General features: G+C 54.3%; 24 protein-coding genes and 1 pseudogene. 9 read left to right on the plus strand and 16 right to left on the minus strand.

What is annotated here, in order from left to right:
• Positions 1–6: 6 nt before the first annotated feature.
• Genes I6L53_RS18275 through I6L53_RS18295 form a run of 5 tightly spaced genes read left to right on the plus strand, consistent with a single transcriptional unit; the run spans position 7 to position 4320 of the window.
• The gene (locus tag I6L53_RS18275; RefSeq protein WP_042323967.1) at positions 7–1752 is read left to right on the plus strand and encodes a class I mannose-6-phosphate isomerase; all 1746 of its coding nucleotides are present in this window, start codon (positions 7–9) and stop codon (positions 1750–1752) included.
• Between the two features lie 4 nt (positions 1753–1756).
• Entirely contained in the window at positions 1757–2185 is a 429-nt protein-coding gene (locus tag I6L53_RS18280) for a PTS sugar transporter subunit IIA (protein WP_042323969.1), read from the plus strand.
• 11 nt (positions 2186–2196) lie between these two features.
• The gene (locus tag I6L53_RS18285) at positions 2197–2691 is read left to right on the plus strand and encodes a PTS sugar transporter subunit IIB (RefSeq protein WP_042323970.1); all 495 of its coding nucleotides are present in this window, start codon (positions 2197–2199) and stop codon (positions 2689–2691) included.
• Between the two features lie 10 nt (positions 2692–2701).
• Positions 2702–3502 (plus strand): PTS mannose/fructose/sorbose/N-acetylgalactosamine transporter subunit IIC, encoded by an 801-nt coding sequence (locus I6L53_RS18290; RefSeq protein ID WP_042323972.1) that lies wholly within the window; start codon positions 2702–2704, stop codon positions 3500–3502.
• Positions 3502–4320, plus strand: a complete 819-nt coding sequence (locus I6L53_RS18295; protein ID WP_042323974.1) for a PTS system mannose/fructose/sorbose family transporter subunit IID — start codon at positions 3502–3504, stop codon at positions 4318–4320. The genes I6L53_RS18290 and I6L53_RS18295 overlap by 1 nt, the downstream gene beginning before the upstream one ends.
• Before the next feature lie 39 nt (positions 4321–4359).
• On the opposite strand, the gene I6L53_RS18300 is transcribed toward I6L53_RS18295, so the two are convergent.
• The 9 genes and pseudogenes from I6L53_RS18300 to I6L53_RS18340 form a co-directional block, all read right to left on the minus strand.
• Positions 4360–5142: a glucose-6-phosphate isomerase family protein gene (locus tag I6L53_RS18300; protein WP_042323976.1), complete on the minus strand. Its 783-nt coding sequence runs from the start codon at positions 5140–5142 to the stop codon at positions 4360–4362.
• Positions 5135–5698 (minus strand): glucose-6-phosphate isomerase family protein, encoded by a 564-nt coding sequence (locus tag I6L53_RS18305; RefSeq protein ID WP_042323978.1) that lies wholly within the window; start codon positions 5696–5698, stop codon positions 5135–5137. The genes I6L53_RS18300 and I6L53_RS18305 overlap by 8 nt, the downstream gene beginning before the upstream one ends.
• A 98-nt stretch (positions 5699–5796) precedes the next feature.
• On the minus strand, positions 5797–6711 hold the full coding sequence (rihC, locus tag I6L53_RS18310) for a ribonucleoside hydrolase RihC (RefSeq protein WP_042323980.1): 915 nt from the start codon (positions 6709–6711) through the stop codon (positions 5797–5799).
• A gap of 65 nt (positions 6712–6776) precedes the next feature.
• A complete protein-coding gene (ispH, locus tag I6L53_RS18315) occupies positions 6777–7727 on the minus strand; it encodes a 4-hydroxy-3-methylbut-2-enyl diphosphate reductase (protein ID WP_042323982.1) in 951 nt (316 codons plus the stop codon).
• A gap of 1 nt (position 7728) precedes the next feature.
• On the minus strand, positions 7729–8178 hold the full coding sequence (gene fkpB, locus I6L53_RS18320; protein WP_042323984.1) for an FKBP-type peptidyl-prolyl cis-trans isomerase: 450 nt from the start codon (positions 8176–8178) through the stop codon (positions 7729–7731).
• A gap of 180 nt (positions 8179–8358) precedes the next feature.
• Positions 8359–8856: a signal peptidase II gene (lspA, locus tag I6L53_RS18325; protein WP_042323985.1), complete on the minus strand. Its 498-nt coding sequence runs from the start codon at positions 8854–8856 to the stop codon at positions 8359–8361.
• The gene (ileS, locus tag I6L53_RS18330) at positions 8856–11672 is read right to left on the minus strand and encodes an isoleucine--tRNA ligase (RefSeq protein WP_042323988.1); all 2817 of its coding nucleotides are present in this window, start codon (positions 11670–11672) and stop codon (positions 8856–8858) included. Before ileS ends, lspA begins: the two co-directional genes overlap by 1 nt.
• 34 nt (positions 11673–11706) lie before the next feature.
• Positions 11707–12645 carry a bifunctional riboflavin kinase/FAD synthetase gene (gene ribF, locus I6L53_RS18335; protein ID WP_042323989.1) on the minus strand — a complete coding sequence of 313 codons (939 nt, stop codon included), beginning with the start codon at positions 12643–12645 and terminating at the stop codon, positions 11707–11709.
• A 7-nt stretch (positions 12646–12652) separates the two neighbouring features.
• Positions 12653–12865, minus strand: a pseudogene (locus I6L53_RS18340) (DUF2575 domain-containing protein); the annotation flags it as partial.
• A gap of 108 nt (positions 12866–12973) precedes the next feature.
• Between I6L53_RS18340 and rpsT the strand changes: the two are divergent.
• A complete protein-coding gene (gene rpsT, locus I6L53_RS18345; RefSeq protein ID WP_003018940.1) occupies positions 12974–13237 on the plus strand; it encodes a 30S ribosomal protein S20 in 264 nt (87 codons plus the stop codon).
• A gap of 60 nt (positions 13238–13297) precedes the next feature.
• Here the strand turns inward: rpsT and nhaR are convergent, their stop codons facing one another.
• From nhaR to dnaK, 4 genes are all read right to left on the minus strand, one after another.
• Positions 13298–14197: a transcriptional activator NhaR gene (nhaR, locus tag I6L53_RS18350; RefSeq protein WP_042323991.1), complete on the minus strand. Its 900-nt coding sequence runs from the start codon at positions 14195–14197 to the stop codon at positions 13298–13300.
• 64 nt (positions 14198–14261) lie between these two features.
• Positions 14262–15428, minus strand: coding sequence for a Na+/H+ antiporter NhaA (nhaA, locus tag I6L53_RS18355; protein ID WP_042323993.1), 1167 nt, complete (start codon positions 15426–15428; stop codon positions 14262–14264).
• 173 nt (positions 15429–15601) lie between these two features.
• The gene (gene dnaJ, locus I6L53_RS18360; RefSeq protein WP_042323995.1) at positions 15602–16735 is read right to left on the minus strand and encodes a molecular chaperone DnaJ; all 1134 of its coding nucleotides are present in this window, start codon (positions 16733–16735) and stop codon (positions 15602–15604) included.
• 84 nt (positions 16736–16819) lie between these two features.
• The gene (dnaK, locus tag I6L53_RS18365) at positions 16820–18736 is read right to left on the minus strand and encodes a molecular chaperone DnaK (RefSeq protein WP_042323997.1); all 1917 of its coding nucleotides are present in this window, start codon (positions 18734–18736) and stop codon (positions 16820–16822) included.
• 355 nt (positions 18737–19091) lie between these two features.
• On the opposite strand from dnaK, the gene satP reads away from it, so the two are divergent.
• On the plus strand, positions 19092–19658 hold the full coding sequence (gene satP, locus I6L53_RS18370; RefSeq protein ID WP_042323999.1) for an acetate uptake transporter: 567 nt from the start codon (positions 19092–19094) through the stop codon (positions 19656–19658).
• Between the two features lie 34 nt (positions 19659–19692).
• On the opposite strand, the gene I6L53_RS18375 is transcribed toward satP, so the two are convergent.
• The 3 genes from I6L53_RS18375 to tal all read right to left on the minus strand — a co-directional run bounded on the left by I6L53_RS18375 (position 19693) and on the right by tal (position 22784).
• On the minus strand, positions 19693–21000 hold the full coding sequence (locus tag I6L53_RS18375; protein WP_042324002.1) for an MFS transporter: 1308 nt from the start codon (positions 20998–21000) through the stop codon (positions 19693–19695).
• A 122-nt stretch (positions 21001–21122) separates the two neighbouring features.
• A complete protein-coding gene (mog, locus tag I6L53_RS18380) occupies positions 21123–21710 on the minus strand; it encodes a molybdopterin adenylyltransferase (protein WP_042324004.1) in 588 nt (195 codons plus the stop codon).
• A gap of 120 nt (positions 21711–21830) precedes the next feature.
• Positions 21831–22784, minus strand: a complete 954-nt coding sequence (gene tal / locus I6L53_RS18385; RefSeq protein ID WP_042324005.1) for a transaldolase — start codon at positions 22782–22784, stop codon at positions 21831–21833.
• A 283-nt stretch (positions 22785–23067) separates the two neighbouring features.
• On the opposite strand from tal, the gene I6L53_RS18390 reads away from it, so the two are divergent.
• Both I6L53_RS18390 and yaaA read left to right on the plus strand, forming a co-directional pair.
• A complete protein-coding gene (locus I6L53_RS18390) occupies positions 23068–24498 on the plus strand; it encodes an alanine/glycine:cation symporter family protein (protein WP_042324007.1) in 1431 nt (476 codons plus the stop codon).
• A gap of 69 nt (positions 24499–24567) precedes the next feature.
• Positions 24568–25341 carry a peroxide stress protein YaaA gene (gene yaaA / locus I6L53_RS18395; protein WP_042324009.1) on the plus strand — a complete coding sequence of 258 codons (774 nt, stop codon included), beginning with the start codon at positions 24568–24570 and terminating at the stop codon, positions 25339–25341.
• The last annotated feature ends 109 nt before the right edge of the window (positions 25342–25450 follow it).

The following is a 25450-nucleotide window of genomic DNA, read 5'->3' on the forward strand; positions in this document are numbered from 1 at the left end:
CGGAAAATGCGTACAACCTATAATAAATTCCCTGAGGTTAATGTTCAGGGCTATGACGACGAGGCCTGGCAAGGTTGGGCGTCGGTCCATTCGGTGCTTAACGCCCGGGTTTCTGGATCATCTAAAACCATACTGATTATCGATTGCTATCCTGGCGTACGACTGGATGAACTGGAACAACAACTCCTCACGACGTTTAACGCCGCCTTAGTGGTCAATATCGAATCCGCGCGCCGTGATGAACAGGCACTGCATGATTTGCTGGCGCGTAATCTGACCGATGACCGCGTATTTGGCGTTCTCTCCTGTCACCACCTTGACGAGTTTTTTGATACCGACAAGCTCAACCTGTTACGCCAACAGATTGATGCTACCCCCAACGGTCTCGTGATTGTATACGGGTCAGGCGCGGCCCTGGCGCATCCCGGCGATGTGCTGGTGTATGCCGATCTCCCGCGCTGGGAGATCCAACAGCGAATGCGCCATGATGGTCTGGGGAACTGGGGGGCGGATAACGAAGATGAAGATATTCTTCGTCGCTATAAACGCGCCTTTTTTATTGAATGGCGGGTCTTTGACCGGCACAAAACGCCGCTGCTTAAACGCGCTGATTATTTGCTTGATACCACGGTTGCAGGCGCGCCGGTGATGGTCAGCGGCGAAGCGCTACGTGCCGGATTGCAGCAAACCACCACACAACCGTTTCGCGTCGCCCCCTTCTTTGATCCGGGCGTCTGGGGCGGACAGTGGATGAAACACCAGTTCGATCTCGATCCCTCAGCGCCCAATTACGCGTGGTGTTTTGATTGCGTGCCCGAGGAAAACAGCCTGTTACTGCGTTTTGGTCATGTGCGGATCGAGATCCCCTCTCAGGACCTGGTGCTGACTTATCCCCGCGCCCTGCTTGGCGAGAAAGTTCATGCTCGCTTTGGCGCGGAATTCCCAATTCGTTTTGACTTCCTCGACACCATTGGCGGTCAGAACCTGAGCTTTCAGGTTCACCCGGTTACCGAATACATCCAGCAGCAGTTTGGTATGCACTATACCCAGGATGAGAGTTATTACATCCTCGAAGCAGAACCCAATGCGGTGGTCTATCTGGGCACGAAAACCGGGATCGTACCTGAGGAGATGCTGGATGATTTGCGGGCGGCGGGACGAGGCGAGAAAACCTTTGATGACGAACGCTTTGTCAATCAGGTCCCCGCGCGTAAGCACGATCACTTTCTCATCCCCGCCGGAACCGTGCACTGCTCGGGGGCCGGGACGATGGTTCTGGAGATCAGCGCCACCCCCTATATTTTCACCTTCAAACTATGGGACTGGGGGCGTCTTGGTCTGGACGGATTGCCGCGTCCCGTCCATCTGGATCATGGGCAACAGGTCATTGACTGGCAGCGCGATACGCAATGGGTTCACAACAACCTGATCAACCGCATTGAGCCCATTGCTGAAGGAGACGGATGGCGGGAAGAAAGAACCGGGATGCACGAACGTGAGTTTATCGAAACCCGCCGCCACTGGTTTACGACGCCGGTGACACACCATACACACGGCGGTGTTAACGTTCTGAATCTGGTCGAAGGCGCTCAAGCGGTGGTTGACAGCCCGAGCGGCGCGTTTGCCCCATTTGTCGTGCATTATGCAGAGACCTTTATCATCCCCGCCGCCGTTGGGGAATACCGAATTTCACCCTCAGGCGACAGCGTTGGCCAACCGCTGGCGACGATCAAAGCCTGGGTAAGAGGATAAGCCGATGATCCACATTATTGTCGCCAGCCACGGCCCTCTGGCGGAAGCACTTCTCACTAGCGGACGGATGGTTTACGGCGAATTACCGCATGTTTACGCCGTGACGCTAAGCGAACAGGCCGGTATCGAAGGGTTCAAAGCGCGCTTTTGCGAGGTGTTGACGGATGCCGGGCAACACGCTGACGGCGTACTGGTACTCTGCGACATGCAAAGTGGCACGCCGTGGAATGTCGCCAGCCAGCACGCCTTTTCGCCACAAACGGTTCCGCCCGTCGCCGTCGTGGCCGGGGTGAATCTCCCGATGCTGCTGTTATGCGAGGAGATAGCACCATTCACGGACGTTCATGCCGCAGCCGAAACGCTGCTGGCGTTAACCGCCCCCACGCTGACGAAAGCCGCTCCGGTTTTTTCCGTGCAGTCAGATGATTTTTAAAGGAAACCATGATGAGTATTTCTTTTGTCCGTATCGATGACCGCGTTATTCATGGGCAGCTCGTCACACGTTGGGCCAAAGAGCTGCCCTGCGACGGCATTGTCGCCATTGATGACGCCGTCGCGGCCGATCCTCTGCTCTCCTCGGTGATGAAGGGCGCTGTACAGGATACCAAAGTCTGGTTGTTTGATACCGCCACCGCGATTGAGAAACTGCCCAAAGTGATCGCCAGCGAGAAACGCTATTTTGTGATTGGCAAATCGCCGGTGACGCTGATGCGCATCGAAGAAGCGGGTATCAGCCTGCGCAACGCCAACGGCAAAATCAACGTTGGCCCGATGAGCGCGCGCGCCGATACCACAACAATTGGCCCTAATCAGTCAGTCAATGCGCATGAAATTGCCGCCTTTGACTGGTTGACGCAGCACGGGCATCAGGTTGAATTCCGGCTGGTGCCGGATGCCAGTTGCTATAGCTGGCAGGATGCGCGCCAGAAGCTGAAATAAGGAGCGGACGATGATTATCGAAGCGATGTTGATTGGCATTCTGTGTTATCTCGGCGCCCTCAGCAGTCCCTGGCTTCTTGGGCTGACGGGCGGCTGGTATCTGATCACCCGACCGCTGATTTCCGGCACGCTGGTCGGGATTATTCTCGGTGATATGAAAACCGGGATCATGATTGGCGTTGCGGTTCAGGCGGTATATATCGCTATGGTGACGCCCGGCGGCTCAATGCCCGCCGACCTCAACTTTGTAGCTTACCCGGCTATTGCGCTGGGGATCCTCTCAGGCAAAGGTCCGGAAGTGGCGGTCGCATTAGCCGCAACTATCGGAATTGCCGGAACCATTTTGTTTAATGCGATGATGGTACTGAACTCATTCTGGAACCATCGCGCCGACACGGCGCTGGAACGGGGCGATGAGCGAGGCATTTACCTGAACAGCGCTATCTGGCCGCAGGTAACGAACTTTGTCTTGCGCTTTGTGCCCACCTTTATTGCGGTGTACTTCGGTGCCCAGTATATCAGTGGCTTTATGGACAGCCTGCCGAAGATCGTTCTGTCAACGATGAACGTGCTGGGCGGCATTCTGCCGGCCGTCGGGATTGCGATTTTGCTCAAGCAGATCATCAAAAATTACACCATGTTGATCTACTTCCTCGTCGGTTTCGTCTGCATCGTCTTTTTAAAACTCAACATGGTCGCGCTGGTGATCGTCGGTTCACTGTTGGCGTTGATTCACTATAACTACAAGCCGGAACCGCTGCAGGCGACAAACACGACGTCGGTTACTCGCGATGATGAGGATGAATTCTGATGGAAGAACGTACGCTTACCCGTAAAGATCTTCGCCGCTGCTGGCGAGCCTGGATGATGCATAACTTATCGTCAATGAGTTTTGAACGTCTGGAGTCTTTTGGCTTTTGTCTGAGTATGCTGCCGGTTGCGAAAAAGCTCTATCCCGATGCCGCACAGCGGACCGAAATGTTGCGTCGGCACGCATCGTTCTACAATACCGAACCCCAGATTGGCGCCATTGTGAACGGGATGGCGCTGGGACTGGAAGAGAAAAAAGCAAACGGCGAACCGATTGACGGGGAGACGATCAACACCCTGAAGGTGGGCCTGATGGGCCCTATTGCCGGGATCGGCGATTCCATGATTCCAGGGATGCTGATCCCAATCCTGCTCAGTATCGGCATGGCGCTGGCGGCAGGCGGTAATATTCTGGGTCCCCTGTTTTATACCGTCGCCTGGCTCGCCATCATCATTCCCGGCTCATGGTTCTTGTTTCTGAAAGGCTACAAGATGGGCTCTGGTTCAGTGGAAATGCTGGTGAGCAGTAAGTCTACCCGTCTGCGAGAGGCCTTATCACTGCTGGGCGTTTTCGTCATGGGCGGCGTCGCGGCAAGCTACGTGAAGCTTGGAACCGGTATGGAGTTTATTACCAAAGATGGCGTAAATATCCATGTTCAGCAGATGCTGGATGGTATCTTCCCGCAACTGCTGCCGCTGGTGGTCGTTCTCGGCACCTGGTATCTGATGGCGAAACGCGGCGTCTCACCGGTGAAAGCGATGGTCTTACTGCTGATACTGGCCGCGCTGGGCGTCGCGACGGGCCTGTTTGCAGGTTAATGTCGAAAAGAGTGAACAACCGGGGCTATGCCCCGGCTTTCATGGATGGAAGTTCTGCCACAGCCCTGCATACTTATCCGGACGGGAGATAAACTGAAAGCGTCCAGGGTCGGTAATAAATTGCTGATAGATTGGTACAGAAGTGAGTGAAAATTCCGTATAGTGGCGGGGCGTAACGGCCTGCAATCGTCCCGGAATGTAGCACGGATTATGCTGCCAGATGACGTGGTTACCCTGTAGTAACGGATACCATGCCAGTCCTTTATGCGCCCGTACGGCCTCATACTCAAAACCATATTCCCGATCGCACCACGCGCCAAAGGTTAATGGCTCATTCGGATCGGCGGATATCGTCGCATGTCCCCAACCGGGCGGTACCAGTACTTTTTCTCCTGGGCCGGCAATCACCGCAAAGCAACGACCGGGATCGTCCCCGACATATTCCTGCATGTAGATGATCGCTTTTCCCTGCCAGATCTCATATAACTCTGGCGGGGACCAGCCGCTGTGTTGACTGACGCGATGCACATGCCCCTGACTGCGAATCGGTTCCTCACCCAACCGCCCCGCCGCATAGGTCACCACGCCAAACAGCAGCATCCGTTTTTTTAGCTCCTCACGATCCTGCATTCGCGCCACGTCCATCGCGATGGCGTACACCTCTTCCGGTCCTTCACACTGCGGATCGCGCAGCGAAGCACGAATCTGATCGAGTCGGCGAATTTCCGGCATCGGCCCGGTCACATCCTCCCCATAGCTGAAGCCAAGCGGATGACGATGCACGGTCATATCCAGACCGTAAAGATGCACAGAATCAGTCATTCTGCACCTCCCTCACCTGAATCTGCTGGTTTTCCTCAAAAACCCTGAGAGTGAACCCCTTCGCCAGCGCTGCATAATCATGCCCGGCCACACCTGGCCAGACGGCAAGCGCAGAGAGCACTTCACTGCTGGTGTTGATCAACCGGTGTGCGGTGAAACCTGGAATGATATGAATTGACCCGGCACAAACGCTTTCCAGTCGCGCTTGCCCCTGCTCATTTTGCAGCAGCAAAAGCCCACTGCCGCGCAGGCCAAAATAGACTTCGCCCTGTTCACGGCGCGCATGGAAATGCCCGCGAGTCATGAAATATTCACCGCCGACGCGTCCGGGGTAAAGATGAGTCACGCCCGTATAGAGTTCGCCTTCCGCCGGAGAGGTCGCAAGGATCTCAACGTCATACACCACATGTTCACCCGCCAGTCGCTGCCGGGCGGATTCATCGGCAAAAACGCCGGTGAGATCCCGAATACGGGTTGATTTACGCAACAGCGGCCCTTTTGCCAAAGCGCCGCTTGCCCATTCCACCTGCGGTGGCTGGATAAATGGAAGATTCATATGTGTCTCCGGCCCGAGGAGAACAACAGAATCAGAGTAGCAGATTAATCGATTAACCTGGCAGTTCCGTCAACAGAGTGCGGTGCGTATCACACTCCTTATGGTGTCAGCGCCAGAACCTCCGCCACCCATTGCTGGAAACCAGAAACATTAATATCCAGAGCGACCTGCACGTTCGCCGGTCTGTTCATTCGTCCCTCAATATCCACCACGGTTGTCCCGGCGGTATAGTCGCCCTGAGTTTCTACCGCGACGAAGCACGGCTTCACGGTAAACAGATCCGGTCGCACCAGCCAGGCGATAGCGCAGAGATCGTGCATCCGCACGCCGGTGCGCATGGTCCCGCTGCGATAGTGGCTGAACAGTGCATGTAACATCTTCCCGGTGCGATTGAGGGTGGGAAGCGTTGCCAGATAGTCCGGCGTCAGCATGGCCTGATTCGTGACGTCCAGGCCGCACATGACAATCTCAATGCCGCTCTGAAATACGCGAGCGGCCGCTTCCGGATCGACGGCGATATTAAATTCGGCGTTAGGGGTGAAATTCCCCCGCCCGGCAGAACCGCCCATGATCACCAGACGACGGATATTGAAGGTACATTCCGGATAGTGCATCAGCAGCAGCGCAATGTTTGTCAGCGGACCGATCGCAACCAGCGTGATCGGCTCCGGGGCGCTCATCAGCGCGTCGCGAAGAGCAATAAACGCCGGTTTCGCCAGCGGTTGTCGCTTATGCTCGACAAAATCGTAGCCTTCCATGCCAGATTCACCATGAACATAAGCCGCGTCGCGTAGCGAACGCAGCAGCGGCGTTGCGGCCCCCTGCGCAAGAGGGACATCAGCATTCCAGAAATGCAGCAGTTGCAGAGCGTTGCGGGTGGTTTTCTCCACGGAGACGTTACCGGCGACCGTGGTCATCAGTTGCAGGTCGAGCTGCGGGGCAAACAGCGCGGCGGCAATCGCCGCAGCATCATCAATGCCCGGGTCGGTGTCGAGAATAATGGGCAGACGCATGATTTCTCCATAAAAAAATGCCGGGTGTCAGACCGGCATCTTCGCATAGATTAGCGTCAACTAAATCATTCTACTTCACGAACATCCACACGCAGCTCTTTCGGCACTTCGAAAACGATGTTCTCTTCACGCCCTTCCAGTGGAATCGCATCGCCACCGCCCAGTTCCTGCAAGCGTGCGATGACGTTTTGCACCAGAATATCCGGCGCCGACGCGCCAGCGGTGACGCCCACACATTGCGCCTCTTTCACCCAGGCTTCCTGGATATCGGTCGCATCGTCAATCAAAAACGCCGCTTTCCCCATCCGCTGGGCCAGTTCGGCCAGACGGTTGGAGTTAGACGAGTTCTTTGAACCCACCACCAGCACAACATCCGCCTGCTCCGCCAGCGCACGCACCGCTTCCTGACGGTTGGTGGTGGCGTAGCAAATGTCATCTTTACGCGGGCCGACGATTTTCGGGAAGCGGCTTCGCAGCGCGTCAATCACGTCTGAAGTATCGTCCACGGAGAGCGTAGTCTGGGTCATAAAGGAAAGCTTGCCTTCGTTTTTCACAGTAAGCGAAAAAACATCTTCCGGCGATTCAACCAGGTACATGCCGCCTTCCGGATTGCTGTACTGACCCATCGTGCCTTCGACTTCCGGATGCCCGGCGTGACCAATCAGGATCGACTCTTCGCCACGACGACTGGCGCGCGCCACTTCCATATGTACTTTGGTCACCAGGGGGCAGGTCGCGTCAAAGACGGTGAGATCGCGGCCTTTCGCTTCGTTTCGCACCGCCTGAGAAACACCGTGAGCGGAGAAAATCAGGATCGCGCCGTCTGGCACTTCACTGATTTGTTCGATGAAAATCGCCCCACGTTCGCGCAAGCTATCGACCACATAGCGGTTATGCACCACTTCGTGACGAACGTAAATCGGTGCGCCGTAGATGGCCAGCGCGTTTTCAACAATGCTGATAGCGCGGTCTACACCGGCGCAAAAGCCGCGCGGGTTGGCCAACAGGATCTGCATTTTACGCCTCCAGTGCCGGATCGACTTCCAGCACTTCAATATCAAAATGAACGGTATGCCCGGCCAGCGGATGGTTGAAATCAACGGTGATGGAGTCACCATTGATTTCACGGATCACACCAGGCATCTCACTGCCGTCCATTGCGGTAAAAAGCATAATCGCCCCGATTTCAGGTTCGCCTGCTTCCATAAATTCGCGGCGCGAGAAATACTGAATCAGGTCAGGGGTCGTGATGCCAAACGCAGCATCCGGCTCCAGGGAAAAAGTGGTTTTATCGCTGTCTTTCAGTCCGAGAAGATGTTGCTCCAGTCCTTCAGACAGAGAGCCATCCCCCAGGCGGAAAAGCGCGGGCTTGCCGTTATTACGGGTTGACTCTGCGGTGGAGCCATCGTCGAGTTTTAAAGTGAAGTGCACCAGCACCGCACTGTTACTCTGTACTGATTTAGACATGCAGGTTGCTCACTTGTTTCGCCGCCTGTTTGCCCGGAGGCGTTACGCTTACCGGGCCTACAAGGTTCGCGCTATTTTGTAGGCCGGATAAGGCGTTTACGCCGCCATCCGGCACAGGTTTGCCTGATGGCGCTACGCTTATCAGGCCTACAACATCTGATAAGCGCCACCCGGCAATTTTTATGCGGCTTTTTTCTCTCTCGAGGGCAAAAAACCTTCCAGCACAATCAACGCCGCACCGACACAAATTGCTGTATCGGCCAGGTTGAAGGTCGCGAAATGCCAGTCCCCGACGTAAAAATCGATCATGTCGACAACGAAGCCATGCCACAGGCGATCGAACAGGTTCCCCAGCGCACCGCCAATGATTAACGCATAGGCGATGTTATTGAGCTTCTGGGTCGCTCTGGAGCGGTACATCATCACCGCCAGAATGACACAGATACCGATCGCAATACCGGCAAAGAACCAGCGCTGCCAGCCGCCGCTATCGGCGAGGAAGCTAAACGCCGCGCCATAGTTACGCGCATAGTGCAGATTAAGCGACGGAAATAGCGACACCGTATCCCCCAGAGCAAAATTCTGGAGGATCAGGTATTTGCTGCCCAAATCGATAATCAGCACGACTACCACCAGCCACAGCCAGCGTAGCCCTGTTGAACAAAGAGGCTTACTCATCAGGCAAACTTACGTTTTTCGCCATCACCGGCGATGTTGCTAACACAGCGACCGCAGATTTCTGCATGTTCCGCTACCTTGCCGACATCCGTCGTGTAATGCCAGCAACGCGGGCATTTATCACCTTCGGCTTTGCTCAGAGCGATCTTCAGCCCTTTAAGCACTTCGCTCTGCTGTGCGTCAGCAGAAGCCCCGGCATAGTCAGCGACTTTCGCCCCGGAGGTCAACAGGACAAATCGCAATTCATCGCCCAGCGCGGTCAGTTTGGCAGCCAGTTCAGGTTCCGCGTACAGGGTCACTGCCGCTTCGAGAGAACCGCCCACTTTCTTATCCGCACGCGCTTGCTCGATAACTTTGTTCACTTCGCCACGTACTTTCAGCAGCTCGTCCCAGAAGTCATCGTTCATCGCTTCGCTGTCCGCCAGACCGAACAGACCTTCGTACCACTCGCCGGTGAAGACATACTTCTCACGAGAGCCAGGCAGATAGCCCCAGATCTCATCCGCGGTGAAGGACATGATCGGTGCCATCCAGCGGACCAGCGCTTCCGCGATATGATACAGCGCGCTCTGGCAGCTGCGACGCGCCCGGCTTTCCGCTTTCGCGGTGTACTGGCGGTCTTTGATGATGTCGAGATAGAACGAGCCCATTTCAACTGAGCAGAAGCGCATCAGGCGCTGCACCACTTCGTGGAAATCATAGGATTCGTACGCTTTCAGGATATCTTCCTGCGCCGCTTTCGCGCAGCCGACTGCCCATCTGTCCAGGACCACCATCTCTTCCGGTTTCACCATGTCTTTAACCGGATCAAACCCGTTCAGGTTCGCCAGCAGGAAGCGCGCGGTGTTACGGATACGACGATAGCTGTCAGCAGCACGTTTGAGGATCTCATCCGAAACGGCCATTTCACCAGTGTAGTCGGTTGATGCCACCCACAGACGCAGAATGTCTGCGCCCAGTTTGTTCATCACATCCTGCGGCGAAACGGTGTTACCGATGGACTTGGACATTTTGCGGCCCTGGCCATCAACGGTAAAGCCGTGCGTCAGTACCTGGCGATACGGCGCTTTGCCTTTCATCGCGGTGGAGATCATCAGAGAAGACATGAACCAGCCACGGTGCTGGTCGGAGCCTTCCAGATACATATCTGCGGCATGACCGGCGAATTCCGGACGCACGTCCACGACGGAGGCGTGAGTTGATCCTGAGTCAAACCAGACGTCCAGCGTATCCGGCACTTTCACGTACCGATCGGCTTCATCACCCAAGATATCTTTCGGGTCGAGATCCCACCAGGCCTGGATACCGTCAACCTCAACGCGCTTCGCCACTTCTTCCATCAGTTCGATCGCACGCGGGTGCAGCTCTTCAGTGTCTTTGTGAACGAACAGAGACATCGGCACGCCCCAGGTACGCTGACGGGAGATACACCAGTCAGGGCGGTTCGCAACCATAGATTCGATACGTGCCTGGCCCCAGTCCGGGATCCACTGCACGCCTTTGATCTCTTTCAGAGACTGTTCACGCAGACCTTTCTGATCCATGCTGACGAACCACTGCGGGGTCGCACGGAAGATAATCGGCGACTTGTGACGCCAGCAGCACGGATAGCTGTGCTGCATTTTCTCAACGTGCAGCAGCGCGCCTTTTTCACGCAACAGTTCAACGATAAGATCGTTGGCTTTAAAGACGTTCACACCGTCCAGCGTCGGCCAGGTGCCTGGCAGATACGCACCGTCCGGTCCTACCGGGTTAGCGACTTCCAGACCGTATTTCTGGCCGATGACATAGTCATCCGGACCATGACCCGGCGCGGTATGTACTGCACCAGTACCGGCATCCAGCGTCACGTGATCGCCGAGGATCGCCGGTACGTCGAAGCCCATAAACGGATGCGTAAAGCGCAGCAACTCAAGCTCCGCGCCTTTTACGCTGGCGAGAACGGTGTAGTCTGTCGCGCCAATGCGTTGCATCACGCTTTCAACCAGATCTTTCGCCAGGATCACCGCCTGACCGTCGATCTGTACCAGCGCATAATCAAAGTCAGGTGCAATGGAGATCGCGCGGTTTGCCGGCAGCGTCCACGGCGTGGTGGTCCAGATCACCAGCGAGATTGCGCCATTGACGTTCGTCACGCCGAATTTCGCCTTCACCGCATCCTGATCCGCAGCAACGAAAGCCACGTCGATAGACGGAGAGGTTTTGTCGTAGTATTCCACTTCCGCTTCTGCCAGCGCAGAACGGCAATCAACACACCAGTGCACTGGCTTCGCGCCTTTATGCAGGTGACCATTGCCAATGATTTTGCCCAGCGCACGGATGATGTTGGCTTCCGTTTTGAAGTCCATCGTCAGATACGGATGAGACCAGTCGCCGAGTACACCCAGACGGATAAAGTCTTTACGCTGGCCGTCAACCTGGGTTGCGGCGTATTCACGACACTTCGCACGGAACTCCGCCGCAGTAAATTTTTCGCCCGGCTTACCGAATTCCTGCTCCACTTTCAGCTCGATCGGCAGACCGTGACAGTCCCAACCCGGCACGTAAGGCGAGTCATATCCCGCGAGTCCTTTGGACTTCACGATAATGTCTTTCAGAATCTTGTTAACCGAGTGACCAATATGAATGCTGCCATTCGCATAAGGAGGGCCATCATGCAGAATGAAGGTTTTTTTGCCTTTTTTGGCCGCACGAATGATGCCGTACAGGTCATCATCAGTCCAACGCGCCAGCATTCCCGGTTCGCGCCTGGCGAGATCGCCGCGCATCGGGAACCCTGTTTCCGGCAAATTCAGGGTTGATTTAAAGTCACTCATCAGATTCTCGGTTCCGTATTGATTACCCAGGCATTTAAGCCGGTTTTGTTAGCCCAAAAAAATCACGGGCAGTTAATTCATCTCGCGCAATCTGCGCTTTGAGTTCATCCAGCGAGGCAAATCGCTGTTCATTGCGTATTTTTTTACGCAGTACAACATCTATATGGCGACCATAGAGGTCCATTGCAACATCCAGCAGATGTACTTCCAGTTGCTGACGCACGCCTGAAACCGTCGGGCGGGTCCCGATGTTCGCCACGCCGGGCAATGGCTTCTCGCCAAGCCCCATCACTTCTACCGCATAGACCCCTTTTACCGGGGAAACCTGACGACGCAGCGGTAAATTTGCCGTCGGGAAACCAATGGTGCGTCCGAGTTCATCACCGTGCACTACGCGGCCAGAGATGGTAAACGGATGGCCCAGCAGACTTTCGGCGAGGGCCAGGTTGTCCTGCGCCAACGCCTGGCGCACAGCAGTGCTGCTGATACGAACGCCACCTTCACAGAAGGTTTGGGTGCTGGTGATATCGAAACCATATTCCACACCAGCCTTCTGTAATAACAAGAAATCGCCTTCGCGACCAGCGCCAAAGCGGAAATCATCCCCCACAGCGAGAAATTGCACCCCCAGACGATTCACCAGCAATTCACTGATAAAGGTCTGCGCCGTGAGGGCAGCAAAACGGCGATCGAATCGCACACACAGCACGTAATCGACGCCACATTGCGCGAGATAACGCAATTTTTCACGCAGGCGGGTCAGCCGCGCAGGGGCTTTGTCTGTCGCAAACAGTTCCAGCGGCTGGGGTTCAAAAATCATCACCATCACCGGTAAGCCACGCCTGCGCCCTTCTTCCTGCAAACCTTGCAGCAGCGCACGATGACCACGATGCACGCCGTCAAAATTACCAATAGTCAGCACACACCCATGCGGGGCCTGGCTGAGATTATGTATGCCGCGTATCAGCTTCATGTCTGGCTCAAAACAGTGAAAATCGCCAAAGTATACCTTGTACAGCGGTCAAGGTTAACCGGCGATTGATGTGGCGAAACAGAAAGCAGATGGATTTCATTACCCTGAGGCAAATACCGACCGCAAACTGACAAAGCAATTCAATTTTTATCGCTGAAAAGCTGTATTCACAGCCAGCAAGCTGGTAGAATCCTGCGCCATCACTACGTAACGAGTGCCGCTAGATTAACGGCGCTTATTTGCACAAATCCATTGACAAAAGAAGGCTAAAAGGGCATATTCCTCGGCCTTTGAATTGTCCATATAGAACACATTTGGGAGTTGGACCTTGGCTAATATCAAATCAGCTAAGAAGCGCGCCGTTCAGTCTGAAAAGGCTCGTAAGCACAACGCAAGCCGTCGCTCTATGATGCGTACTTTCATCAAGAAAGTATACGCAGCTATCGAAGCTGGCGACAAAGCTACTGCACTGAAAGCATTTAACGAAATGCAACCAATCGTGGACCGTCAGGCTGCTAAAGGTCTGATCCACAAAAACAAAGCTGCACGTCATAAAGCTAACCTGACTGCACAGATCAACAAACTGGCTTAATCGCCTGTTGTCTGTTGCTTTGTAAAAAAACCCGCGCAAGCGGGTTTTTTTATGTCCGGACTATTTGTTCTGGGCGGTAAATAACGCCGAATAGTTCGTATTGCAGATACGCTGTACCGCCGGATGCTGGATCATCCTCTCGGCAAAGATGGCATGGTATTCCTCCATCACATTTTCTACGCGACCAATTTCTACCACCGAATCGTCGGCATAAAAGTCATGCGCGTAGAGCGTGGGAGCCACAAAAATCGCATTATGCGTCGCGCCGAAGGCTTTCATCAATGCGGCGTCGTCAAACTCCCCCAGAATTTCAATCTTCAGCCCCTGGGAATTAATCCAGTTCAGCAACTTGCGTCCTAACATCGAGCGCCGTCCGGGGATCAGCAAACGTCGTTCTTCCAGACAGGCCGGGAAGGATTTTTCCGGTAACGGCTGGGTACACCAGAAGCTAACGCTACATTCGCCAATCTTCACCGAAAACAGTCCTTCCTGCTGCGTTGAGTCAATCGGGCAGTCCGAGATAATCATGTCCAGCTTATGCTGGCTGAGTTGCTCCAGCAGCATCTCGTGGGTCGATTCAAAACAGCGCAGGTGGATCTGTTCACCTTCAACGACGGCGGCATCCAGTACGTTACTGACCAGTCGTTTCGACAGCGCATCCGCCACGCCCACATCAAATAACAGATTGGACTCTTTGCGGTAGTTAACGATATCCAGCATCTCCTGGCTTAGGGTAAACATTTTATCCGCATAGCGAAAAACCAGTTCGCCAAGTTCACTGGGCTCCAGACCACGCCCCTTACGCTTGAAGAGCTTACCCTGCAGGCGTTCCTCAAGCGCTTTAATCTGCCCGGTAATGGTTTGCGGCGTTAAATAGAGCGCCTCCGCTGCACCGACCACGGAGCCCTCTTTATAGACGTGCCAGAAGTAATAGAGATGGTTGTAATTAATGTGGGACATACACTCTCTCTGATAAATGTCACAAAGGGGGAGCCGGACGAGGCCCCCCTGCTAACTCGCCCAATCAGACTGACGGGCGTAAACGTGCGCGCAGCAAGCTGTAGCCAATCAACGCCGACAGCAAAGAACCGATCAGGATCCCCAGCTTCGCCCAGTTGATTAGCTCTGGATCCACGCTGCCAAAGGCCAGACTGGCGATAAAGATCGACATCGTAAAACCAATGCCGCACAGGATGCCGACCGCCATAATTTGCGGGAATGAGGTTCCCTCCGGCAGTTGTGCCAGCTTCAGACGTAGCGCCAGCCAGCAGAACAGAGTGATCCCCAGCGGCTTACCCACCAGCAGGCCCGCAATGATGCCCAGCGGCAGGATGGAGGTCAGTCCGTCCATCGTCACGCCCTGTAAAGAAACGCCCGCATTGGCGAAGGCAAACAGCGGCAGGATCAGATAAGCCACCCACGGATGCAGAACATGTTCCAGACGCTTCGCCGGAGAACGCCCGTACTTCTCTTTCAGCGGAATGAAGAAGCCGACGATGACCCCCGCCAGCGTCGCATGGACACCCGATTTCAGTACGGCGGTCCACAGCACCACCCCAACGAGGATATAAACCCCCGTGCGCCGGACGCCGCACAGATTCAGGAGCGCCAGAATCGCAATCGCGAATGCCGCCACGCCCAATGACACCATCGACAGATCGTGGGTGTAGAAGACGGCGATAATAATGATCGCCCCCAGGTCATCAATAATCGCCAGCGCCATCAGGAAAATTTTCAACGCCAGCGGCACCCGGCTACCGAGCAGTGCCAGCACGCCCAGGGCAAAAGCGATATCCGTGGCGGCCGGGATTGCCCAGCCTTCTCGGGTGATCGGATCGGCATAGTTGAATGCCAGATACAGCAATGCCGGGACAATCATTCCGCCGATGGCGGCAATCACCGGGAAAGCCGCCTGACGCAGACTCGCCAGCGATCCCTGCATCAGCTCGCGTTTAACCTCAAGGCCAATCAACAGGAAAAACACCGCCATCAGAGCGTCGTTGATCCACAGTAGCATGTTTTTATTGATCTCAAGCGCGCCAACGCGCAGTTGGACAGGCGTCTCGAGAAAGGTGCGATACCATCCACTGGTCACACCCATATTGGCCAGCAGCATGGCCAGCACAGCGGCAATGATAAGAATGATGCCTCCAGAGGCATCACTGCTAAAGAAACGATGCAGGTGTTTCACTTTTTATTCTCTCTATAGGGTGAATACTTCGTAATTACTATCATACTCCGCATGAATCATCGTTAAAATTAGATTATTCATGTTGAAAAGCTCGATTTTATCGAGTTATAGAGACATAAAAAAAGCCTGAGATCTTGCAATCCCAGGCTTTTTGGTCGATATGGCAGAAGTGATTAACGGGTCAAATCATCAAAGAACTTTTTCACGCCGTCAAAGAAACTCTTTGAGCGCGGGCTGTTCTTTTCACCGGTTGGGCCGCCAAAGCTTTCCTGCAGATCTTTCAGCAGCTGTTTCTGCTTCTCGTTCAGACCGACGGGCGTTTCGACCACAACACGGCACAGCAAATCGCCCTGCGCGCCGCCACGAACCGACTTCACGCCTTTGCCACGCATGCGGAACAGTTTTCCGGTCTGCGTTTCGCTGGGTACTTTCAGCTTCACGCGGCCATCCAGCGTCGGAACTTCAATCTCGCCGCCGAGCGCTGCCATCGCAAAGTTGATTGGTACTTCACAGTACAGGTTGTTGCCTTCACGTTCGAAGATCGGGTGCTGTTTCACCTGAACCTGAACGTACAGATCCCCTGCCGGTGCGCCGTGCTCGCCAGCCTCGCCTTCGCCAGAGAGACGAATGCGGTCACCGGTATCTACGCCTGCCGGTATTTTAACCGACAGCGTTTTGCTCTTCTCGACGCGACCATGACCGTGACACTTATTGCACGGATCTTTGATCAACGTACCGCGGCCCTGACAGTGCGGACAGGTTTGCTGAACAGCGAAGAACCCCTGGCGCATCTGCACCTGACCGGAACCATGACAGGTCGGACAGGTTTGTGGCTGAGTTCCCGCTTTCGCGCCACTGCCGTGGCAAACATCACACTCTTCCAGCGTCGGAATGCGGATCTCTTTGGTCACGCCACGTACGGCTTCTTCCAGGGTAAGATCCATGTTGTAACGTAAATCGGCCCCACGCGCAGCACGTTGACGACCCCGACCACCGCCAAAGATATCGCCAAAAACGTCACCAAAGATATCGCTGAAGTCAGCGCCGCCGCCAAAACCGCCGCCGCCGCCCATCCCGCCTTGCTCAAACGCGGCGTGACCGTACTGGTCGTAAGCGGCGCGTTTCTGCGGGTCGGTCAGAACTTCATACGCTTCTTTGATCTCTTTAAACTTGGCTTCGGCCTCTTTATCACCCTGGTTACGGTCCGGGTGAAATTTCATGGCCAGGCGCTTGTAGGCCTTTTTGATTTCACGCTCTTCCGCTGATTTGGAAACGCCTAAAATCTCGTAATAGTCTTGCTTAGCCATCTCTTTTTTCTGCCCTTAACATGCGTGCACGGGCGGAGAGGAAACCTCTTCGCCCGTGCCAGTAATTACCCGTTCAAAGGGCGATTATTTTTTGTCTTTCACTTCTTCAAACTCAGCGTCGACAACATCATCATCTTTCGCGTTGTTTGCGGAAGCGTCAGCGGAGCCCGCCTGCTGCTGAGCATGCTGCTGCTGAGCGATTTCCATCAGTTTCTGGGAAACCTGCGCCAGCTCCTGCATCTTCGCTTCAATGGCCGCTTTGTCTTCACCTTTCAGCGCCGTTTCCAGTGCGGTCAGTGCAGACTCGATAGCGGTTTTGTCGTCAGCTGGCAGTTGTTCGCCTGCTTCCTCAACCTGTTTGCGAGTGCTGTGCAGCAGATGGTCGCCCTGGTTGCGGGTCTGAACCAGCTCTTCAAACTTACGGTCAGACTCAGCGTTCGCTTCAGCTTCGCGAACCATTTTCTGAATTTCTTCTTCATTCAGGCCAGAAGACGCCTTGATGGTGATCTTCTGCTCTTTACCGCTGTTTTTGTCTTTCGCAGAAACGTGCAGGATACCGTCAGCATCAATATCGAAGGTCACTTCGATCTGCGGCATACCGCGCGGTGCCGGGTTGATCCCATCCAGGTTGAACTGACCCAGAGATTTGTTATCAGACGCACGTTTACGTTCACCCTGCAGCACATGGATGGTCACCGCAGACTGGTTATCTTCAGCGGTAGAGAACACCTGGCTGTGCTTGGTCGGGATAGTGGTGTTTTTGTTGATCAGTGCAGTCATCACACCGCCCATGGTTTCGATACCCAGAGACAGCGGGGTAACGTCCAGCAGCAGTACGTCTTTCACATCACCGGTCAATACACCACCCTGAACGGCAGCACCGATCGCCACGGCTTCATCCGGGTTCACGTCTTTACGCGGTTCTTTACCAAAGAACTCAGCTACTTTCTTCTGCACCATTGGCATACGCGTCTGACCACCAACGAGGATAACGTCGTTGATATCAGATACGGACAGGCCAGCGTCCTGCAGTGCGACTTTCAGCGGCTCGATAGAACGGTTCACCAGATCTTCGACCAGGCTTTCCAGTTTCGCGCGAGTCACTTTGATGTTCATGTGTTTCGGACCGGTGGCATCTGCGGTGATGTACGGCAGGTTCACGTCGGTCTGCTGTGCAGAAGAAAGCTCAATTTTCGCTTTTTCTGCTGCTTCTTTCAGGCGCTGCATGGCCAGCGGGTCGTTACGCAGGTCAATGCCCTGATCTTTCTTAAATTCTTCAACCAGATAGTTGATCATACGGCTGTCGAAGTCTTCACCACCCAGGTGGGTATCACCGTTGGTTGCCAGAACTTCAAAGGTTTTTTCGCCGTCAACTTCGTCGATTTCGATAATAGAGATATCGAAAGTACCACCACCAAGGTCGTAAACCGCGATAGTACGGTTACCGACTTCTTTATCCAGACCGTACGCCAGCGCAGCCGCCGTCGGTTCGTTGATGATACGTTTCACTTCCAGACCTGCAATACGGCCGGCGTCTTTGGTTGCCTGACGCTGAGCATCGTTAAAGTAAGCAGGTACGGTGATAACTGCTTCAGTTACTGGTTCACCCAGGTAATCTTCAGCCGTTTTCTTCATTTTCTTCAGCACTTCAGCCGAAATTTGCGGCGGTGCCATTTTCTGACCTTTCACATCCAGCCATGCGTCGCCGTTGTCAGCGCCAATGATTTTGTATGGCATGATGGAAACATCACGTTGAACTTCTTCGTCCTGGAAGCGGCGGCCAATCAGGCGTTTAATCGCAAACAGGGTGTTTTGCGGGTTCGTCACTGCCTGACGTTTAGCCGGCTGACCAACCAGAGTTTCACCATCCTGGGTATAAGCAATGATAGAAGGCGTGGTGCGATCGCCCTCGGCATTCTCCAGCACACGTGCAGTGGTGCCATCCATAATCGCTACACAAGAGTTGGTCGTACCCAGGTCGATACCAATAATTTTACCCATCTAAACGTCTCCACTAAAAATTCGGTCAACATGTGGTTGTGAGTCTGTAATAAGGGCGAAACGTGCGGTTTCAACTACCCTGATTCGTTTTTTTTCAGACTCACCACTGCGGTTGACTACTAAGTGGGGTCGTAACCCACTTCATCAAAGGGGGGAATGAAAAAATTTTTGCTTTTGTTGAAATAAAACACCTGGACGGTGTGTGAGGTCGATCACGGCAAAAATTCATCCTTTTCCCCCGATGAGATCATAGACAGCCCCTTCTCTCCTGATTATTATGCCGCGCCCCGAACGGTGTCATGTTTTAGCGGGGATAACTATTTCACCATTCAATTAATGATGATTTTGAGGATTTATGGGCAACACTAAGTTGGCTAACCCGGCACCGCTGGGCCTGATGGGCTTCGGCATGACCACCATTCTGCTTAACCTGCATAACGCGGGTTTCTTCGCCCTTGACGGTATTATTCTCGCGATGGGAATTTTCTACGGCGGTATCGCGCAAATTTTTGCCGGCCTGCTGGAATACAAAAAAGGGAACACCTTCGGTTTGACCGCATTCACGTCTTACGGCTCGTTCTGGCTGACGTTAGTTGCGATCCTGCTGATGCCGAAAATGGGTCTGACAGAAGCGCCGAATGCGCAGTTCCTCGGTGCCTACCTGGGTCTGTGGGGCGTATTCACGCTGTTTATGTTCTTCGGCACGCTGACAGGTGCACGCGCATTGCAGTTCGTGTTCCTGAGTCTGACGGTTCTGTTCGCCCTGTTGGCCGTGGGTAACATCGTGGGTAACGAATCGGTGATCCATTTTGCCGGCTGGATTGGCTTAATCTGTGGTGCCAGCGCCATTTACCTGGCAATGGGTGAAGTGCTGAACGAACAGTTCGGCCGTACCATTCTGCCGATTGGTGATACGCACTAATCATCAGTATCCCCCCGTTAAGGGGGGATTCTTGTTACGGCTGTTGTAGCTCAGCCTGCATTTCCGTATCGCGATAATACATATCCTGTCGCAGCCAAACACCCAGTCCCAACCCCACCAGCGACAACGCCAGCACATACCAGGCCGGCGCCATCGGCGAAACGCTCATCAACAGCGTCACGGCAATCGGCGTCAGCCCACCGAAAATGGCGTAAGAGACGTTGTAGGAAAATGAAATACCGGTAAAGCGGACTTCCGCAGGAAACGCGCGCACCATCACGTATGGCACAGCGCCTACCACACCCACACATAGCCCCACCAGCCCATAGAGCAGGAATAAGTATTGCGAATGTGCGCCCGCCAGGTGATAGAACAACCCGCTCGAACAAGCCAACAAGATGCTGCCAATAATAAAGGTTTTGCTGGCGCCAACACGATCGACGATAAAGCCCGCCAACAGACACCCCAGACAAAGCATAATGGTCGCCACGCTGTTTGCCTGTAACGTCAGCGCCGGGGCCAGACCGTACTGCTTTTGCAGCCAAACCGGTGACATTAAAATCACCACCACAATCCCTGCAGAAAGCAGCCAGGTCAGAAGCATGGAGATCACCACCGCTTTCTGGTGTTTCACCACCACCGACTTCACCGGCAGCTCCTGCGCCAGCTTCTTGCGCTGTTGCATCTCCAGAAAGATCGGCGTCTCCTGTAACCAGCGGCGTAAATACATCGCCACCAGCCCAAAAACGCCCCCCAGCAGGAACGGAATTCGCCAGCCATAGTCATGCACGGCCTGCTGCGTCAGGTGCGTGTTAATTTGCGTCGCCACCACCGAACCTAACAGGATCCCCACCGTCAAACCTGCCGTCAGCGTACCGCAAGCCATTCCAATTCGACGTTCAGGGACGTGCTCGGCGACGAACACCCATGCGCCCGGCACTTCACCGCCAATCGCAGCGCCCTGCAGAATGCGCATCAACAGCAACAATAACGGCGCGACAATCCCAATCGATGCATAGGTTGGCAACAACCCCATCGCCAGCGTCGGCACGGCCATCAGCAGAATGCTCAAGGTGAACATCTTTTTGCGCCCGACCAAATCGCCAAAATGCGCCATGATGATGCCGCCTAACGGACGTGCCAGATACCCGGCAGCGAAGATGCCAAATGTTTGTACCTGACGAAGCCATTCGGGAATATCAGCGGGGAAAAACAACTCCCCCACCACGGCAGCGAAAAAGACGAAGATAATGAAGTCGTAAAATTCAAGCGCACCGCCAAGAGCGGCCAGCGTCAGCGTTTTGTAATCCTGGCGATTCAGGGGGCGTGTATGTTGTGACATAGTGAACCATGAGTCAGTGGAGCATTAGAGTTATGAACGACACTTGTAAAGTAAAACTTACTATATCGTAAACAAATCAATACTCCACTTTCACCGTCACTTATCTTTCGAAAAGACTAACTTTAGGCGTTTGTGTCGCGCCTGGCACTTTTCGGGCGAAAAGATGCTACGATTTCCGGCACAGTTTCCACATACGGCCCCTCAAGGAGCTGTATACAATACGGTACACTTGCAAAGATACCCGCCACGACGACATTCCCCTCTGCATCCTTCACGCCTTCCAGGGTCTCCTGGATGGATTTCGGCTGGCCCGGTAAATTGAGGATTAACGCCTGCTTGCGGATCACGCCGACCTGACGTGACAGGATCGCCGTCGGCACAAAGTGCAGACTAATCTGCCGCATCTGTTCGCCAAAACCAGGCATCTGGCGATCGGCAACCGCGAGGGTAGCATCCGGCGTCACATCGCGACGCGCAGGACCGGTGCCGCCAGTGGTCAGCACCAGATGGCAACTCATCTCATCCACCAGCTCACACAGCGTTTGTTCGATGATGGCCTGTTCATCAGGAATCAAGCGCGTCTGCACCTCAAAGGGAGTGGTCAGCGCCGTCGATAACCACGCTTCCAGCGCCGGAATGCCTTTGTCCTGATAGACACCGCTGGAGGCGCGGTCAGAAATGGAAACTAAGCCAATACGTAAGGTGTTCATGATTATTCCGTTTAAACAGTCTCGTTAAACAGAATGATACACTGCGAAGGGAAGGACAGACAGGGTTCAGAAGAAGTAGCGTGACCGGCGTACCGACCACGCTATAGTGGGTAGAAAGGATTACAGCAGGTCGCCGATCATTTTCTCCAGTTTTTCCTGGTCGACAGCAAACTTACGGATACCGTCCGCCAGTTTGTCTACCGCCATCGGATCCTGGTTGTGCTGCCACAGGAACTCAGACTCGGTGATGCGTTCCGGACGCGCTTTCACTTCACCAGAGAAAGACAGTTTACGCTCGATGGCGCCTTCGCTTTCCGCCAGCTCTTTCAGCAGCGCCGGTGCGATAGTCAGGCGATCACAGCCTGCCAGCTCAAGGATTTCGCCGATGTTACGGAAGCTTGCACCCATCACAACCGTCTCGTAGCCGTGCTGTTTGTAGTATTCGTAGATCTCCGTAACGGAAACCACGCCCGGATCTTCAGCCGGGGCATACTCTTTCTTGTCGGTATTGGATTTATACCAGTCAAGAATACGACCCACGAACGGAGAGATCAGGAACACGCCAGCTTCAGCACAGGCACGTGCCTGCGCGAAGGAGAACAGCAGCGTCAGGTTACAGTTGATGCCTTCTTTTTCCAGCTGCTCTGCAGCGCGGATGCCCTGCCAGGTTGAAGCCAGTTTGATCAGAATGCGATCGTTGCTGATGCCTGCATCGTTATACAGCTTGATGATACGTTTCGCTTTGGCGATAGACGCGTCGGTGTCATAGGACAGGCGAGCATCCACTTCCGTAGAGATACGACCCGGGACCAGTTTCAGGATCTCCAGACCGATGTTCACTGCCAGTTTGTCGGTTGCGTCAACGACCTGCTGCGCACGGTCGCTGCTCTGCTGCTTAGCCCAGGCAACAGCGTCATCAATCAGCTTACGGTATTCCGGGATCTGCGCTGCGTTAAGAATGAGAGAAGGGTTGGTTGTGGCATCCTGCGGCTGATACAGCTTCATTGCCGCGATGTCTCCGGTGTCGGCCACCACGGTGGTGAACTGACGAAGGGAGGTCAATTTGTCCGTCATGATAGTGTTTCTCTTTAAACAGCTTGTTAGGGGGATGTAACCGGTCTGCCCTGATGATAACACGACGTTGTGACAGCGCAACCGCAGACGATGCGCTTATCCCCTTGAAGGCATCAGCGGATAATTTCTGATCCGGCCTTGATGTGACGCGCCATTCAGGCGCTCAACCTCATGTATACTACGCGGCCGCTATCAATTGTCCGGCAGCGTATATACTATTCGACAATTGGTAACGCTTACACAGGGTTGTTACAGCGTACCGGCAGCAACAAGAGGGATGTTAATGCCTGATTTTTTCACGTTTATTAATGATGTGCTCTGGGGATCGGTGATGATCTACCTGCTCTTCGGAGCAGGGTGTTGGTTTACCTGGCGCACAGGCTTCGTACAATTTCGCTATATCCGTCAGGTTGGCAAAAGTCTAAAAAACAGCATTAGCCCGCAACCGGGGGGATTAACCTCGTTTCAGTCGCTCTGTACCAGCCTTGCCGCTCGTATCGGTAGTGGCAACATGGCGGGCGTGGCTCTGGCCATTACCGCAGGCGGGCCTGGCGCCGTGTTCTGGATGTGGGTCGCCGCCATCATTGGTATGGCGACGTCATTTGCCGAATGCGCCCTCGCACAGCTCTACAAAGAGCGCGATCGTCACGGTCAGTTTCGCGGAGGCCCCGCCTGGTATATGGCCCGTGGGTTAGGCATGCGCTGGATGGGGGTGTTATTCGCCATCTTTTTGCTGATTGCCTACGGACTGGTATTTAACAGCGTGCAGGCTAACTCTGTGTCCCGCGCCCTCAAATTCGCATTTGATTTCCCGCCGATCGCCACCGGTATTGTCATGGCGATTGCTGCCCTGCTGGTTATTGTCCGGGGGATCAAAGGTGTGGCACAGATGATGCAGTGGTTCGTCCCTGTGATGGCGCTGATGTGGGTGGTCACCAGCCTGGTGGTTTGTCTGATCAACATCGACCAACTGCCTGACATCCTCATTTCTATCATCAAAAGCGCGTTTGGCTGGCAAGAAGCCGCAGGCGGTGTGGCGGGATATACGCTGAGCCAGGCGATCACCAGCGGTTTTCAACGCAGCATGTTTTCCAATGAAGCCGGGATGGGCTCAACGCCTAACGCCGCTGCGGCCGCCGCATCCTGGCCGCCGCACCCTGCGGCGCAAGGGATTGTGCAGATGATCGGTATTTTTATCGATACGCTGGTCGTCTGTAGCGCCACGGCAATGCTGGTTTTACTGGCTGGCAACGGCACGACCTATGCGCCGATGGAAGGGATCCAACTGGTGCAGAAAGCAATGACGGTGCTGGTCGGTGACTGGGGGGCGGCGTTCGTGGCGGTCATCGTGATTCTCTTTGCCTTCAGCTCCATTGTGGTCAACTACATCTACGCGGAAAACAACCTGTACTTTCTGAACCTGGATAACAAGCGCACTATCTGGATTTTACGTATTGCCACCTGCTCTACGGTGGTGGTCGGAACGCTGCTCAGCTTCCCACTGCTCTGGCAACTGGCGGATATCATCATGGCCTGCATGGCGATCACTAACCTGACGGCAATATTGTTGCTCTCTCCGGTGGTACATACCTTAGCCAGCGATTACTTGCGTCAGCGAAAACTGGGCATTCGTCCGGTCTTTGATCCGCTGCGCTACCCGGATATCGAACAGCAACTGGCGCCAGATGCCTGGGACGACATACCACGAGACTAATCACAACTATCGATCAACTCAGCCCTATTTTTTGCTACAGTCGCAGTAAATTTCCTGCAAGGACTGGATATGCTGATTCTGATTTCACCAGCAAAAACGCTCGACTACCAGAGCCCGCTGGCAACAACGCGCCATACGTTGCCTGAGCTGCTGGACCACTCCCAGCAACTGATTCATGTGGCGCGCAAACTCTCGGCCCCGCAAATCGGTAAACTGATGGGGATCAGCGATAAGCTCGCTGATCTGAACGCCACCCGTTTTCACGACTGGCAGCCGAACTTCACGCCGGAAAACGCGCGCCAGGCTATTTTGGCCTTTAAAGGTGATGTCTATACCGGATTACAGGCCGAAACCTTCAGCGAAGCCGATTTCGATTTTGCCCAGCAGCATTTGCGTATGCTCTCAGGCCTGTACGGTGTGCTACGTCCGCTGGATCTGATGCAGCCCTATCGTCTGGAAATGGGCATTCGTCTGGAGAACGCCAAAGGGAAGGATCTGTATCAGTTTTGGGGCGATATCATCACGGATAAGCTCAATGAAGCGCTCGCCGCACAGGGCGACCAGGTGGTGATTAATCTTGCCTCGGATGAATACTTCCGTTCCGTGAAGCCGAAGAAACTGAACGCAGAGCTGATTAAACCCGTCTTCCTCGACGAGAAAAACGGCAAGTTCAAAGTCATCAGTTTCTACGCCAAAAAGGCGCGAGGCCTGATGAGCCGCTACATCATTGAAAATCGTCTGACAAAGCCTGAACAGCTCGCCGACTTCAACAGCGAAGGTTACTTCTTTGATGAAGCGGCTTCCGGGAATGGCGAACTGGTGTTTAAGCGTCACCAGCAGTAATCATTAACTGCAGCTGGATCCAGGTTTATCCGGCCTACAAATTGCGTTAACCCGCGTTGTAAGCCGGATAAGGTGGTACACCACCATCCGGCATTCAGATAAAAATGGC

The organism is Citrobacter farmeri (assembly GCF_019048065.1).
In the GTDB taxonomy this organism is placed as follows: Bacteria; Pseudomonadota; Gammaproteobacteria; order Enterobacterales; family Enterobacteriaceae; genus Citrobacter_A; species Citrobacter_A farmeri.